Here is a 14,072-nt window from a genome sequence, read left to right on the forward strand (position 1 = left end):
GGTCAGCCATGCGCCACGCCCGGCGTGCGGACATTCGCGGCGGACCGGGCTAGTACTGCAACGGCAGTTGGTGGTGTGGTGGTAGATCATCGTGGTGGTGGTCGATGTGGTGATGGATCGGCTGGATCGGGTGCATGAGCGGATAGGGGGCCGGTTCGCGCGGTCGGAGCCGCGTAATCGTGCGCGGGAGTATGTGTCCGGGCTGGTCGCGGGCTTGGAGCGGAAGATCGGGTGGACGCTGGCCGAGCAGGCCGGCGAGATGTCGCCGGATGGGATGCAGCGGCTGCTGCGCTGGGCGGACTGGGACATCGACGGTGTTCGTGACGATGTGCGGGACTACGTGGTCGAGCATCTGGGTGAGCCGGGTGGGGTGCTGATCGTGGACGACACCGGGTTCCTGAAGAAGGGTGTGCGGTCGGCGGGGGTGCAGCGGCAGTATTCCGGGACGGCGGGGCGGATCGAGAACTGTCAGATCGGTACGTTTCTGGCCTATGCCTCCGAGCGTGGGCATGCGCTGATCGATCGCGAGCTGTATCTGCCCGAGCCCTGGATCGCCGACCCCGCCCGGTGCCGGCGGGCGGGGATCCCGGAGGGGACCGAGTTCGAGACCAAGCCGCGCCTAGCCATGGCGATGCTGGCGCGGGCGTTCGCCGCGAAGGTGCCCGTCGCGTGGATCACGGCTGATGAGGCCTATGGGCAGGTCAAGTATCTGCGGTTGTGGCTGGAAGCTCACGATGCCGCGCACGTGCTGGCCACCAAGGTCAACGACACCCTGGTCACCACCGGCGGTCGCGAAGCCAGAGCCGACCAGCTGATCGCTAGCCTGCCTGCCCGGTCGTGGCGGAGGTTGTCGGTCGGGGCCGGGGCGCACGGGCCGCGTGAGTACGAGTGGGCGCGGGTCCCGATCCGGATCGGCTGGCCGCCCGGGCGCGGGCACTGGCTGCTCGCCCGCCGCTCGCTCTCGGATCCGACCGAGATCGCCTACTACGTCTGCTACGGACCCCGCCGCTCGAGCCTGCTGGACCTGGTCTGGATCGCCGGCACCCGGTGGCGGATCGAGGAATGCTTCCAGCAGGCCAAGAACGAAGCCGGACTCGATCACTACCAGGTCCGGTCCTGGCGGGCCTGGTAGCCCACATCACTCTCGCGATGCTCGCCCACGCCTGGCTCGCCGTCTCCCGATCCATTGCCATAAAGGGGAACGGGTGCCGGTGAGCCAGGCACGATCGGGTTCACGCTACCGGAGATCCGGCGGCTGCTCACCAAACTGATCCTGCGTGTCACCAACGCTGCCGACCACGTCTGGGCGTGGTCCCGCTTCCGGCGCCGACGACAACACCAAGCCCGACTCAGCCACTACAAACGACGCGGCTACCCACTCACCTAACTGCCGTTGCAGTACTAGGCGGGTCGTGATCGCACCCTCCCTTCGCGCGCGACGCAGGGGAGGTGCCGCATGACCGGCCTAGTCTCGCCCCCCGCACTGCCGGGCCGGGTCACCATGCCAGCCCGAGCAGAGACGTCACGTCCCGTTCCGATGGGCCTCCCGCTCCTGCGCGACCTCAGTGCTGTGGACGGCCCACGGCTGTCGATCGCGCTGATGGACAGCGGCGGCCGGCTGCAGGACCGCGGCGCCGTCGCGGCCCTCGGCTGGAACCCGGGGGACCGGTTGCTGATCACGCTGGTCGAGACCTCCGTCGTGATCCGCTGGCGCACGGACGGAGTGTTCGTGATGCCCCGCAAGCCCTACGTCGTGCTCCCGGCCGCAGTCCGCCGCGGGTGCGGAGCGCTGGCGGGCAGTCGCCTGTTGTTGGTCGCCGACCCCGTCCAGGACGTTCTCGTCGTCCACCCGGAAGCCGCCCTCCAGATGATGCTCCGTACCTTCCACGCCGCGCTGGCCACCGCTGAGGAGTCGTCATGACCAACCCCGCAACACGACAGGACCTGGAGGCGGCCCGGCTGCTGCTGTCGCGCCTCGGCGTCGACCCGGCCGATCTCGTCACCGCTGGCTGGGAAGAGCCCGTAGCGGCGGACACGGAGGGGGATGAGCGGCCGATGCCGACGATCCGTGAGTGGATCCCGGTGGTGGCCGGCCTGGTGTCCCGGAGCACGGCGGCCTCCTACGGGTCGTACTGGAACAAGGCCGAGGCGGAGTGGGGCGATCGGGCCATGGACACGATCACCGCCAGCGAGATCAAGGCCTTGTCGGAGCTGGTGCGAAGCACCGCTCTGGTTCGCCGGAACTCCCGCGGCGGGCGCAACGCGGCGGAGAACTTCGTCGCCGCAGTGCGTTGCCTGTACAGGCACTTGGAGAACGACGGGCGTCTTGACCGGCACCGCAACCCGGCCCGCCGGGTCACCAAACCGCGCCGCAACGCCTCCACCCGCCGCGCACTCTCGAACAACCAGTTGGCTGAGCTCAACGACGTCGTCGCCAGCACGGGCGATGACCCGGTGCTGGACTCGCTCATCTGCCGCCTGCACGAGGAGACCGCGAGCAATGCGCGGTCTGGACGTGCAGGTTCGTTCCGCCGCGAACACCGTGGTCGTTAGCAGTGAATCTGCTCCGGTGGACGGACAGGGGAAGTGCCCGCCACCGGACACCATCAAGCTCTAACCAGGAGAGGCGCCGTGCCATACGACCACCCCTCGGTCCGACCGCGCTGTAAACGAAGTGACCGGCGAGGTTCGCGGCTGGCTCATGGGTCACCGCAGTGTGAGGTGGTTGGAGGAGAACGACGACCTCGACGTTTGAGACATCATGGACGACAAGAGGAGCGCCGCGTGGAAGCTGGGCTCCAAGATGTTGCCCGGGGATGATGATCGCGTGCGCCGGCGGTAGTCGGCGACTAGGTCTACGTACAGCTGACCCACCGGCAGCCTCGCCGCCGCGGCCGAGCCCGAGAACACCGCACTCATCCAGCTGATCCGCCTGTCCGCGCTGCTGCTGGTCTCGCATCGAGGTAACGCAGCACTCAGGGCGAGCCCAGTGCCGTGGCGATTAGCAGCGGGGCCGCAGCGGCCCATGCCTGCGGGGAGGCCGAGTGTGGGTACGGGACCGGGTGCGGGGTTTCGCCGCGCGCGTAGCCGGTCATCACTTCGGGCAGGCGGTTTCCCGGCTGGTGCGTCGCAGCGGCCAGCAGGCCTTCGGCGATGCGGGTGGCTTCGGCCGTGAGTCCGGCCCGGGCCAACCCGGCTACGGCGATCGCGGTGTCGTGGGGCCAGACGCTGCCGTTGTGGTAGGACACTGGGTGGTACGGCACCTGGTCGGCGGCGAGTGTGCGGAGTCCCCAGCCCGAGAAGAACTCCGGCGCGCCGAGGCGGTGTCCGACCTGTTGGGCGAGCCCTGTCGGCAGGATGTCCGACCAGAGCACGTGCCCGGCGTTGGACGCGAGGGCGTCGACCTTCCGGCGGCGGCCGTCGAGGGCCAGTGCGACGAAGTCCTCGCCCGGCAGCCAGAAGTCGTCGGCGAAGTCGGTGCGCAGCTGGGCGGCGCGGGTGAGCAGGCGGTCTGCGAACGGTGCGTCCTGCCAGACCTCGCGGGCGATCTCGGCGGTCGACAGGAGTGCTTCGTAGGCGTAGCCCTGGGCCTCGCACACCGCGATCGGTCCCTCGGCGAGCTCGCCGTCGGCGAAGCAGATGGACCGGGCGGAGTCCTTCCAGCATTGGTGCACCAGGCCGGGGCCGTCCGTGCGGTACACGAGGTAACCGTGCTCGTCGAGACCTCCGTGGTCGAACATCCAGCCGACGGCGGCGCGTGCCGCGTCCTCCAGCTCGATGGCCACGCCGTCGCCCGCCACGCCCCGGTGCCGGCCGAGCAGCACGAGGAACAACGGCGTTGCGTCGACGGTGCCGTAGTACTGCCCGTACGGCGTCTGCCCGAAGCGGCTCAGCTCGCCGCGGCGCACCTCGTGCACGATCTTGCCCGGTTCTTCGACCCGTTCCGGGTCGACCGTGGTGCCCTGGACCGCGGCGAGCGCGCGCAACGTGGCGGCCGCCAGTTCCGGCCGGTACGGCAGCGTCGAGAGGGAAGTGATCAGGCTGTCGCGCCCGAACAACGTCAGGAACCACGGCACGCCGGCGCCGGGGACGCGCAGGTCCGGCCGGCCCGGCGCCGGCACCCGCAGGTCCGCGAGATCGGCCAGCCCGGCCGCGACGGCGGTGCGCAGCTCGGGCCACGCGATCTCCGCGACACCCGCGGTACCCAGGAATTCCTGCCGGTCAGCTTGCGCTTCCCGCACCACGTCGGCGAAAACCGCCGGCCGCGCGCCCGGATCCGGAATCCGGTCCCCTTCTCCCGCGACCACTTCCACCCGCAGCGACGTTTCCCCGTGCGGCGGCAGTGTGAGGGTCCAGCTGATCCGGTCGTCGGTGCAGGCGGCCGGCGCGGAGGAGCGCACGATCGTCCACTTGCGATAGTCGGCTCGTTCGTAGGCGAGCAGCACGTCACCGTTCGCCCGGTTCGAGGCCGAGTACTTCCCCGGCCGGTCGTACTTTCTGGTGCCGCGCAGCTCGAACTGGTCTGCGAAGTCGGCCGCGAACCGGAACGACACGGTCACCTCGCTGGGCACCGCGAGATGGCTGCGGACGCGGATGTCCTCGACCAGCGTGCCGGTGCCCAGCGCGTGGTCGCGGAACACGGAGTACGCGGGGTCCTCGTTGCGCGGCGTGGCCGGCGTGAGGATCACGCTCGCCGAGTGCCGGTCGTGCTCTTCGCTCAGCACCCGCAGCGAAGCCTCGGTAGACAGCTCCCACCTGGACAGGTGCCGGGTGTCGTCGACGTACAAGCCTTCGGTGCCCGCCGCGACAACGGCCGCGGGGCCGGTGATCAGGAACGTCGTGCCCCGCACGAGCGTGTGCGCGGTCATGCCGTCCGCCCGTCCGCCGCCGGCACCTCGAGCAGGTCGATCGCCACCGCGGCCGTCCAGCTGAAGTCGTCGCTGCCGTGCCCGGCGCCGGTGAGCGGGTCGACGTACTCGCGGAACCCGGCGAGCCGGAGCGCGTCCAGCATGCCCTCGCCCAGCCGGCCGGCGAGCTGGTCGTGCCCGTGCGTGCGCAGGCCGTGCCAGATCAGCCAGCCGGTGTTGAACCACGCCGGGCCGCGCCAGTAGCGCGCTGGCTCAAAGTCGGCGGAGGTGAGGTCGTAGCTGGGCACCGGGCTGAGCTCACCGAGGCGGAAGTGCTCGCCGCGCGCGGTTTTCAGCAGTTCCTCCACGACCGGGAGGCCGGGCACGACCAGCGGCACGAGGCCGCCGACCGTGCGCTGCCGCAGCAACGACTTCGTGTGCGCGTCGCGGGCGAAGAAGGTGCCTTCGGCCGGGTCGTAGAGCCGGGCCACGAGCGAGTTCGTGAGCGAAGCCGCTCGTTCGCGGTGCGGTGCGGGGTCGGTGCCGAGCTCGCCGGCCATCGCGGCAAGCGCGGTCTCCCCCACGGCGAGCAGCGCGTTGGTCAGCGGGTCCTCGACGGCGAACGCCGAACCGCCGAGTGTGTCGACGAAACCGGCGTCGCGGTAGTCGGCGGCTAGCCGCACGTACCGGCCGTAGTCGAGGTCGGTCGGACGCTCGCCCGCCCCCGCGTGCCCCAGGTCCCGCCGGACGAACGTCGCCGGAGCGACGGGAGCGACCCGGCCGAGCGGTTCGTCCCACGCCGGGCTGTTGTCCAAACCGGACTCCCACGGGTGGATCACGCACACGAGCCCGTCGCCGGCGAGGTCCCGGCGGTCGAACAGGTAGTCGTGCCAGCGCTGCAGCTTCGGGTAGAGGCGGCGCAGGAACCCGCGGCGGCGCGAGGTGACCGGGTCCGCCCGATGTACCTCCCACGCGGCGAGCGCGTGGAGCGGGGGCTGCACGAGCCCCGAGGTGACCAGCCCGGTCGACGCGAGCCGGGCGCCCGGGCCCCAGAAATCGGGGCCGGGGAAGTACGCGTTCGCGGGCACTGCCGGGTTGAAGACGATCTGCGGGACCCGCCCGTCGGGCCACTGCGCGCCGAAGAGCGACTCGAGCTCCCGCTGAGCGCGCACCGCCGACAGGTGCCGCAGCCCCAGCGCGATGAACGCCGAGTCCCAGCTCCACTGGTGCGGGTACAACCCCTGAGCGGGCACGGTGAACCCACGGCGCCAGTTGGCGAGCAGGATCCGCCGCGCCCGCCGGGCGAGGTCGTCGGTCATGCGAGCCGTCGCAGGAACGGTGGCACGGAGGCCACCGCGTCCGCGGGTTCCCCGCGCAGCCGGCTTTCCAGCGCCAGGTCGCCCTCGTAGCCGAGGGCGGCGAGCGCGCCGAGCACCGCGGGCCAGTCGAGGTGCCCGGCGCCGGGCTGGAGCCGGTTCGAGTCGCTGACCTGCACGTGGCCGAGGTAGGAGGCGAACCGCACGAGCGAGTCCGCGGGGTCGTCCTCCTCGATGTTCATGTGGTAGGTGTCCGCGCCGATGCGAACGGAGTCCAGGCCCACCTCGTCGATCAGCGAAGCGGCCTGCTCGAGGCGGTTGACCATGTGGTCCTCGTAGCGGTTGAGCGGTTCGAGCAGGAGCAGCACGCCTTCGGCCCGCGCGTGCTCCCCGAGCTCGGTGAGGCCCGCGAGCAGCACTTCGCGGTCCTGCTCCTCGGTGCGCGGCGGCTCGAACGGCGGCAGCCGGCGCGAGAACATGCCGTAGGACGCCGGGGTCATCGCCCCGATCCCGCCCAGCTCGGCGATCACCGAGAGCTGCGAGCGCATCTGCTTGATCGCGTCGGCGCGCACGTCGGGGTCGAAGGCGCCGAAGAAGTGCAGCATGTCGACGCACACGGTGCGCATGACGACACCGTTGCGGGCCGCGCGGTGCAGCTCCGGCAGGCGGTGCTGCAGCGCGAAGTCCTTCTTGCCTCGCAGCTCGATGGCGTCGTAGCCGGCCGCGGTGGCGAACTCCCACTTCTCTTCGAGGGTGTCGCCGGGCAACAGCTGTTCCTGGCAGGCGAGTTTCAGCATCAGTTCTCCGTGTAGTCGAGGACGACCTGCAGGGCTTCGGCTGGGCGTTCGTCGAGCAGTTCGTAGGCCTGCTCGACCTCGCCGACCCCTACGCGGTGGGTGACGAGCCGGACGGGGTCGACCGCGCCGTCGGCGGCCAGCCGCAGGAAGGTGCGGTTCATCCGGTCCTGGTCCCACCGGCCGGCCAGCCGCCACGGCACGCCGCCGATCTGCGAGGCGACGATCTCGACGCGGTTGTGGTGGAACTCCTCGCCGAGCCGCAGGCCGGTGCCGTCGCCCTGGTAGAAGCCGGCGGTGACCACGCGCCCGCCGACGCCGACCGTGCGGACGGCTTCGTGCAGCGCGCGGTAGGTGCCGCTGAGCTCGATCGCGACATCGGCGCCGTGGCCGCCGGTCGCGGCCCGGATCCGTTCCGCGGCGCTCGCGGCGGTGACGTCCACCGTCTCCACGGCACCGAACTCCTCCGCGATCGCCAGCCGCGCGGGAATGGCGTCGCACGCCACGACGCGCCCGCCGTTGAGCGTCGCCAAGCGCGTGGCGAGCAGGCCGATCACACCCTGGCCGAAGACGGCGACCGTCTCGCCGAGGTGGACGTCGGCGCCGAGGACCCCGTTGAGCGCCACCGCGCCGACGCGCGCGAACGACGCGGCGAGCGGGTCGAGCCCGGCCGGCACGACGTGGTCGGCGAGCTTCGCCGCCGGCACGACCGCTTCGCTGCGGTGGCCCCAGATCCCCCACACCACCTCGCCCACGGCCGGCGCCCCTGGCTGTCCGGCGACGTCGGCCGAGACTTCGAGGACCTCGCCCACCTCGGAGTAGCCCCAGCCTACGACCGGGTAGGTCTGGCTCGCGTCGCCGTCGACGAACAGCCGGCGTTGCTCATCCCAGACCCGGGTGAGGTAGGGGTTGGTGCCGCGGTAGGCCGTCAGCTCCGTGCCGGCCGAGATTCCGGAGTACAGCGTGCGCACGCGCACCGACCTGGTTCCCAGCTCTTCCTGCTGCGTTTCGACCACCTCGACCCGGCGAGGGCCTACGAACTGAACCACCGTGCCCACCAGGGCCTCCTCCGACCGCCTTGTCGATCATTTATGGCTATCTGCCGGGCAGAAGCTACCCCACTTATGCCAAAAAATCTACATAACTTGTCTTGCTTTAACGCCTAACTGGTGCTGTGATCGTCGCCAGGCACGACGCAAAGGAGCACCGATGTCTTCAGCACGAAGGTGGACGAGAGTCCCGGCCCGATCGGCCGCCGCACTGGCGGCCGTGGTGATGGCCGGTGGCGCGCTGGCCGCCTGTGGCTCCGGCTCCGACGACAGTGGCGACGGCACGCTCACCGTCTGGAGCATGGAAAACCAGTCAGACCGGGTCGCCGCGGCGCAACGGATCGCCGATCAGTTCACCGCGCAGAGCGGCGTCAAGGTGAAGATCGTCGGGCTGGACGAGGACCAGTTCAGCCAGCTGGTCACTTCGGCCGCGGCCGCGGGCAACCTGCCGGATGTCGTCGGTGGCCTTTCGCTCACCGGTGTCAACGAGATGGCCGTGAACGACCTCGTCGACACCGACGCCGCGGCGTCGGTGGTCAAGAACCTGGGTGCCAGCACGTTCTCCGCTCGCGCGTTGCAGATGGACGTCAGCGGCGGCAAGCAGCTCGCGGTGCCGTCCGACGGCTGGCCACAGATGCTCGTGTACCGCAAGGACCTCTTCGCCAAGGCAGGCCTCCCGGCGCCCGACACGTTCGACAAGATCCGCCAGGCGGCCCAGAAGCTCAACTCGCCGGACGTTGCGGGCATCTCGATCGCGACCGACCCCGGTGACGCGTTCACGCAGCAGACGTTCGAGGACTTCGCGCTGGGCAACGGCTGCCAGCTGGTGGACCAGGCCGGGAAGGTGACGCTGGACAGCCCGGCGTGCGTGAACACGTTCTCGCTCTACAACGACCTGGTGCACCAGTACTCCGTGCCCGGTGCCCAGAACGTCGACTCGACCCGCGCGACCTACTTCGCGGGCAAGGCCGCGATGACCGTGTGGTCGTCCTACCTACTGCCGCAGCTGGCCGGGCTGCAGAAGGACGCCGCGCCCAGCTGCCCGCAGTGTCAGGCCGATCCTTCGTTCCTCGCGAAGAACACGGGGTTCATCACGGCCATCAAGGGTCCCGACGGCTCGGCCGCGCAGAACTTCGGTGAGCTCGGCTCCTGGGTGATCACCCAGGGAGACCGCTCCGCCAACGCGCAGAAGTTCGTCAGCTACATGCTGGACCAGGGGTACGGCGGCTGGCTCGGGCTCGCGCCGCAGGGCAAGATCCCTGCGCGCACCGGCACGGCCGCCGAACCCGGCAAGTTCACCAAGGCGTGGGCGAGCCTGCCCGTCGGGACCGACGGCAAGAAGCCGCTGTCCGAGGTGTACTCACCAGAGGTGATCCAGCAGCTGCAGAGCAGCCTGGACAGCTTCCAGCAGTGGGGCATCACGCAAGGCCAGGGCGGGCTGGCCGGCGCTTCGCTGGCCGAACTGCCCGTGCCCAAGGCCGTCAGCGCCATGACCGGCGGCACCGTGGACCCGGCCGGAGCCGCCAAGCAGGCGAGCGCCGCGGTTCAGGACATCCAGAAATCACTGAAGTAGGGAAACGCGGATGACCTCGGCGCACACCGTCCGGAACCGGCCCGCCCCCGCGAAGCCGACCGGCCGGCCCCCACGGCGGCGGCGAGCGCTCACCCTGCGGCAGCAGGAGAGCAGGGCCGGGCTGGCCCTGCTCTCCCCGACCCTGATCATCGTGCTGGTGGTCGTGGTCCTGCCCGTGGTGTGGACGATCGTGCTGGCGTTTCAGCGACTGCGCCTGGCGACGTTGCAACGCGAAGGCATCTTCGGCCGCTTCACGTTCCAGAACTTCGCCAAGGTGCTCGGCTCCGCGGACATGTGGAGCTCGCTGGTCACGACATTGATCTACACCATCGGCGGCACGGTGCTGTCGCTGGCGCTCGGCCTGGTCGCGGCGCTGGCGCTGCGCAAGCCTTTCCGCGGCCGGGCGTTCCTGCGCAGCGCGATGCTGCTGCCCTACGTTTCGCCGGTGGTGGCCGCGACGTTCGTCTGGGAGATCATGCTCAGCCCCCAGTTCGGGGTCGTGAACGCGTGGGGCAAGAGTTTCTTCGGCTGGGACAAGCCCGTGGCGTTCCTCAGCCAGGAGACCTCGACGATCTCGCTGTTCGGCTGGCACCTGCACGTACCGCTGGCCCTGCTGGTCGTGATCGCGTTCGAGGGCTGGCGCTACTTCCCCTTCACGTTCCTGTTCCTCATCGCCCGGTTGCAGGCCGTACCGGCCGAGCTGGAGGAGGCCTCGCTCGTCGACGGCGCCACGCCGACGCAGCGGTTCCGGCACATCCTGCTGCCGCAGCTCTACCCGGTGTTGGCCCTGCTGTCGGTGCTGCGGTTCATCTTGACCTTCAACAAGTTCGACGACGTCTACTTGCTCACCGGCGGCGGTGCGGGCACGGACGTGCTGAGCGTGCGGGTCTACGACTTCCTCACCGCGCAGTTCGACATCGGCGGCGCGGCCGCGCAGGCGCTGGTGCTCGCGGCGGTGCTGGTCGTGTTCCTCGCCGTCTACCTCAAGTTCTTCGCTCCGGAGGATCGCTCGTGAACCGGATGACTTTCGAGAACCGGCTGTTCGGGATTCTCCGCTGGGTGACGATCGTGTTCCTCGCGATCGTGACGTTGTTCCCCTTCTACTACATGGTCTTGCTCTCGGTGCGCTCGCAGGACTCGCTGTTGCGGAACCCGGGCGACATCCTGCCGAAGCTCTCGGACTTCACCGTGTCCACCTATTCCACAGTGCTCAAGTCGGCGGCCTCCGGGGGCGACGGGTTGCTGAGCCTGCTCGGCAACTCGGCGCTGGTGGCGCTCGGCACGGTCGTCGTCACCCTGGCGCTGTCGCTGCCGGGTGCGTACGCGGCCAGCCGCCTGCGCTTCGCCGGACGGAAGCAGGTGCACTTCCTGTTCTTGGCGGTCTACCTGTTTCCGTCTATCCTTTTGGCGATCCCGCTGTTCGTGATCTTCAGCAAGGCGGGCCTGCGCGACTCTCTGGTGGGGCTCTTGGTGGTGTACGTGGCTCAGGCACTGCCTGTGTCGATCTACATGCTCCGCAACTACCTCACCACCATCCCGGAGAGCATCGAGGAAGCGGCCGCGATCGACGGCAATGGACGGCTGGGCACGATGTGGCGGGTGACGCTGCCGCTGGCGGCGCCGTCGATCGTGGCCACTGGTCTGTACGTCTTCATGATCGCGTGGAACGAGTTCCTCTTCGCGTTGCTGTTCCTGGTCGAGGACCGCTCGAAGTGGACGGTGTCACTGGGCCTGTCCCAGCTGGCCGGGGGCCTCGAGGTGCCGAAAACGGTGTTGATGGCCGGCTCGGTGGTGCTCACGATCCCGATCGTGATCCTGTTCTTCGCGGCGGAGCGGTTGCTCGCCGAAGGTCTCACCAGCGGCGCGGAAAAGGGGTAGAAGATCATTACAGTCGCACCGGTGACGATGTCTTCCGGCTACCTGCTCTGGTTGGTCCGCACGGGCAAGGCACGTACTCGCGCCGACCTGCAACAGCAGACGGGCTTGTCGCGCTCGACCGTGCAGCAGCGCCTGAAGCCGTTGTTCGACCGCGGTTACCTGCGTTCCCACGGCACCGAGGACTCCACCGGCGGCCGGCCGTCGGTCCTGCTTGAGTTCACCGACGACGGGGTCGTGCTGGTCGCCGACCTGGACACCGCGGACGCCCGCCTCGCCGTCGTCGACCTCGACGGCCGCCGGCTTGCGCAGGAGCGGATCGACCTGGAGGTGGCGACCGGCCCGGTTCCCGTTCTCGACACGCTCGACGTCCGGTTCCGCGCGCTGCTCGAACAGGCGGGCCGACCGCAGGGACATGTGCGGGGGATCGGCGTCGGCGTACCCGGGCCGGTGGAGTTCGAGACCGGCACCGTGCGCCAGCCCCCGATCATGCCGGGCTGGGACGGCTACTCCATCGCCGACCACCTCGCCGGCCGCTGGGACGTCCCGGTCCTGGTGGACAACGACGCGAACATCATGGCTCTGGGGGAGCACACCCAGCACTACCCGAACTCGTCGCCCCTGGTCCTGGTCAAGATTTCGGCCGGCATCGGGTCGGGGCTCGTCTTCAACGGCGGTCTGCTGCGCGGGGTCGACGGCGGGGCCGGTGACATCGGGCACATCCGGCTGCCCGGGCACGACGACGCCGTGTGCATGTGCGGTTCCCGCGGCTGCCTCGCGGCAGTGGCGAGTGGGGGAGCGCTGGCGCGCCGGCTCACCGAACGCGGCGTGCCGACGCGGTCGAGCCGCGAGCTGGCCGCGCACCTCGCCGCCGGACGGCCGGAGGCCGTCGAGCTCGCCCGCGAGGCCGGCCGACTCGTCGGCGAGGTGCTGACCACGGTCGTGTGCATGGTGAACCCGGAGGTGCTGGTCATCGCGGGCGACCTCGCCGACACGCACTTCGTCACCGGCGTCCGCGAGGTCATCTACCAGAAGGCGCTGCCCCGGGCGACGCGGCACCTTCAGGTGACCAGCACGGGCCTCGGGGACCTGGCCGGCCTGCACGGCGCGCAGGCGATGGTGCTCGACGCCGCGTATGCCCCGGCCGTGGTCGACGAGCGGCTGGACAGGGAAGGCGCGTCGTGATCGGCGAACCTGTCCGCGTCGGACTGGTCGGAGCGGGACCGTGGGCACACACCATGCACGCCCCGACGTTCGCGGCCGGACCCGAAACCACGCTCACCGCGGTGTATGCGCGCCGGGCAGAAGCAGCGGCCGAACTCGCCCGGAAACACGGTGCCACCGCGACGACCGATTTCGACGAACTCCTGGGGATGTGCGAGGCGGTCGCGTTCGCCGTGCGCCCCGACATCCAGGCCGACCTGGCTCGCCGGGCGGCCCGTGCCGGGAAGGCTGTGCTGCTGGAGAAGCCCGTCGCGCTGACCCTGCCGGCCGCGCGGGAACTCGCAGAAACCATCGAGGACGCCGGCGTGGTGAGCCAGCTGGTGCTCACCAAGCGGTACCTCCCCGAAACCCGCCAGTTCCTCCACCGGGCCAAGGCGTTCGACGCCGTCGGCGCCCGCTCGTGTTACCTGCACGGCGCGTTCCTGGGTGGGGACCTGGCGACGGGCTGGCGCCTGGAGTTCGGTGCGTTGCCCGACCTCGGCCCGCACCTGCTCGACCTGCTCGAAACCACGCTTGGCACCATTCGCGGGATCCGGGCGGCCGGGGACTCGACCCGGTGGATCGAGCTGACCTGCGAGCACGAGAGCGGCGCGGTCAGCCAGGCCTCCCTCTCCGGAGCGATCGGGCTCGACCGCGTCCGGACGACCGTCGAGCTGTTCGGCCCCAACGGGGCTTTGGGCTACGACACTTCAGCGATCGATCACACCCAGGCGTGGCCGATCCTGCGGGCCGAGTTCGCGGCCGCCGTGCGGATGGGACGCGCCCACGAGCTGGACGTGTGGCGGGGGGTCCGGCTCCAGGAACTGATCACTCGGGCCACCGAATCACTGCGCGTCGGCTTCTGACCGCCGGCGTCACGGATTCACCAACTGAGGAGGCTTATCGTTGCGGCGAGCATCCTCGATGTTCGTCGACGGGTGTGGTGAAGGAGAGCGCAACGCCGACGACCGCGGCCAGGGCCGCTGGCACCGTGGCGCCACGCCGACAGGCGTTCGGTGATTCCGGTGTGCAATGCGCGGCTGCCTCGGTCGTCAGCGCCGCCGGACGAGCTGGCACGGGTCGTCCACTTCGGACAGCGCAGTGAATTCGACGGGGATCTGCCGGAGTTCATCGGCTGCGAGCTCGCGGCGTTCATCGTGTGGGGATGGATTGCCTACAAAAGCGGCGGCTGGTGGGACGCCGTCGGACAATGGCTCGGTGCGGTCGGATCTCCCGCCGCCGACGCCGCGGCCGTGGCCGGTAGTAGGCATTTCTGCGCGCAGACCGATCACGGCTGCGCCTCGGCGCAGTGCCGAAAAGCCTCCCGGAGGCCGGGGTCATCACCGCCGGGGCAGGTAGACCGACGCGCGACTCACCCGTTCGACGGCGCCAGGGTTGGCGGAACGGGCCCGATG

At 70.1% G+C, this 14,072-nt stretch carries 11 protein-coding genes and 1 pseudogene; 8 read left to right on the forward strand and 4 right to left on the reverse strand.

Annotated features, from left to right (window positions below; translation table 11 throughout):
* The first annotated feature begins 94 nt into the window (after positions 1–94).
* The 3 genes and pseudogenes from AB0878_RS35995 (at position 95) to AB0878_RS36005 (ending at position 2,553) form a co-directional block, all read left to right on the forward strand.
* Positions 95–1,215, forward strand: a pseudogene (locus AB0878_RS35995) (IS701 family transposase).
* A gap of 322 nt (positions 1,216–1,537) precedes the next feature.
* Positions 1,538–1,921, forward strand: a complete 384-nt coding sequence (locus tag AB0878_RS36000; protein ID WP_366584993.1) for a hypothetical protein — start codon at positions 1,538–1,540, stop codon at positions 1,919–1,921.
* On the forward strand, positions 1,918–2,553 hold the full coding sequence (locus tag AB0878_RS36005) for a hypothetical protein (RefSeq protein ID WP_366584995.1): 636 nt from the start codon (positions 1,918–1,920) through the stop codon (positions 2,551–2,553). Before AB0878_RS36000 ends, AB0878_RS36005 begins: the two co-directional genes overlap by 4 nt.
* Before the next feature lie 422 nt (positions 2,554–2,975).
* Here AB0878_RS36005 and AB0878_RS36010 read toward each other — a convergent pair whose 3' ends face one another.
* From AB0878_RS36010 to AB0878_RS36025, 4 genes are read right to left on the reverse strand one after another with little or no spacing between them, the layout of a single operon-like run.
* Entirely contained in the window at positions 2,976–4,868 is a 1,893-nt protein-coding gene (locus AB0878_RS36010) for a glycogen debranching N-terminal domain-containing protein (RefSeq protein WP_366584997.1), read from the reverse strand.
* Positions 4,865–6,166 carry a hypothetical protein gene (locus tag AB0878_RS36015; RefSeq protein ID WP_366584999.1) on the reverse strand — a complete coding sequence of 434 codons (1,302 nt, stop codon included), beginning with the start codon at positions 6,164–6,166 and terminating at the stop codon, positions 4,865–4,867. The genes AB0878_RS36010 and AB0878_RS36015 overlap by 4 nt, the downstream gene beginning before the upstream one ends.
* Positions 6,163–6,960 (reverse strand): sugar phosphate isomerase/epimerase family protein, encoded by a 798-nt coding sequence (locus AB0878_RS36020; RefSeq protein WP_366585001.1) that lies wholly within the window; start codon positions 6,958–6,960, stop codon positions 6,163–6,165. The genes AB0878_RS36015 and AB0878_RS36020 overlap by 4 nt, the downstream gene beginning before the upstream one ends.
* Positions 6,960–8,015, reverse strand: a complete 1,056-nt coding sequence (locus tag AB0878_RS36025) for a zinc-binding alcohol dehydrogenase (RefSeq protein WP_366585003.1) — start codon at positions 8,013–8,015, stop codon at positions 6,960–6,962. The genes AB0878_RS36020 and AB0878_RS36025 overlap by 1 nt, the downstream gene beginning before the upstream one ends.
* 151 nt (positions 8,016–8,166) lie before the next feature.
* Here AB0878_RS36025 and AB0878_RS36030 point away from each other — a divergent pair, with 151 nt between their 5' ends.
* From AB0878_RS36030 to AB0878_RS36050, 5 genes are read left to right on the forward strand one after another with little or no spacing between them, the layout of a single operon-like run.
* Positions 8,167–9,579, forward strand: coding sequence for an extracellular solute-binding protein (locus AB0878_RS36030; protein WP_366585005.1), 1,413 nt, complete (start codon positions 8,167–8,169; stop codon positions 9,577–9,579).
* A gap of 10 nt (positions 9,580–9,589) precedes the next feature.
* Positions 9,590–10,594, forward strand: coding sequence for a sugar ABC transporter permease (locus AB0878_RS36035; RefSeq protein ID WP_366585007.1), 1,005 nt, complete (start codon positions 9,590–9,592; stop codon positions 10,592–10,594).
* Positions 10,595–10,599: 5 nt separating this feature from the next.
* Positions 10,600–11,457, forward strand: a complete 858-nt coding sequence (locus tag AB0878_RS36040; protein WP_366585104.1) for a carbohydrate ABC transporter permease — start codon at positions 10,600–10,602, stop codon at positions 11,455–11,457.
* A gap of 27 nt (positions 11,458–11,484) precedes the next feature.
* Entirely contained in the window at positions 11,485–12,639 is a 1,155-nt protein-coding gene (locus AB0878_RS36045) for an ROK family protein (protein WP_366585106.1), read from the forward strand.
* Complete coding sequence (locus AB0878_RS36050) at positions 12,636–13,523, forward strand: Gfo/Idh/MocA family oxidoreductase (protein WP_366585009.1); 888 nt, start codon at positions 12,636–12,638, stop codon at positions 13,521–13,523. Before AB0878_RS36045 ends, AB0878_RS36050 begins: the two co-directional genes overlap by 4 nt.
* Positions 13,524–14,072: the final 549 nt, after the last annotated feature.

It is taken from the genome of Amycolatopsis sp. NPDC047767 (assembly GCF_040704195.1).
Taxonomy (GTDB): Bacteria; Actinomycetota; Actinomycetes; order Mycobacteriales; family Pseudonocardiaceae; genus Amycolatopsis.

What these genes read in the sequence shown, in the direction of transcription:
- AB0878_RS36000 (WP_366584993.1), top strand. Translation starts at nt 1,538, where the DNA reads ATGGGCCTCCCGCTCCTGCGCGACCTCAGTGCTGTGGACGGCCCACGG.
- AB0878_RS36030 (WP_366585005.1), top strand. Translation starts at nt 8,167, where the DNA reads ATGTCTTCAGCACGAAGGTGGACGAGAGTCCCGGCCCGATCGGCCGCC.
- AB0878_RS36045 (WP_366585106.1), top strand. Translation starts at nt 11,485, where the DNA reads ATGTCTTCCGGCTACCTGCTCTGGTTGGTCCGCACGGGCAAGGCACGT.
- AB0878_RS36035 (WP_366585007.1), top strand. Translation starts at nt 9,590, where the DNA reads ATGACCTCGGCGCACACCGTCCGGAACCGGCCCGCCCCCGCGAAGCCG.
- AB0878_RS36015 (WP_366584999.1), bottom strand. Translation starts at nt 6,166, where the DNA reads ATGACCGACGACCTCGCCCGGCGGGCGCGGCGGATCCTGCTCGCCAAC.
- AB0878_RS36040 (WP_366585104.1), top strand. Translation starts at nt 10,600, where the DNA reads ATGACTTTCGAGAACCGGCTGTTCGGGATTCTCCGCTGGGTGACGATC.
- AB0878_RS36020 (WP_366585001.1), bottom strand. Translation starts at nt 6,960, where the DNA reads ATGCTGAAACTCGCCTGCCAGGAACAGCTGTTGCCCGGCGACACCCTC.
- AB0878_RS36005 (WP_366584995.1), top strand. Translation starts at nt 1,918, where the DNA reads ATGACCAACCCCGCAACACGACAGGACCTGGAGGCGGCCCGGCTGCTG.
- AB0878_RS36010 (WP_366584997.1), bottom strand. Translation starts at nt 4,868, where the DNA reads ATGACCGCGCACACGCTCGTGCGGGGCACGACGTTCCTGATCACCGGC.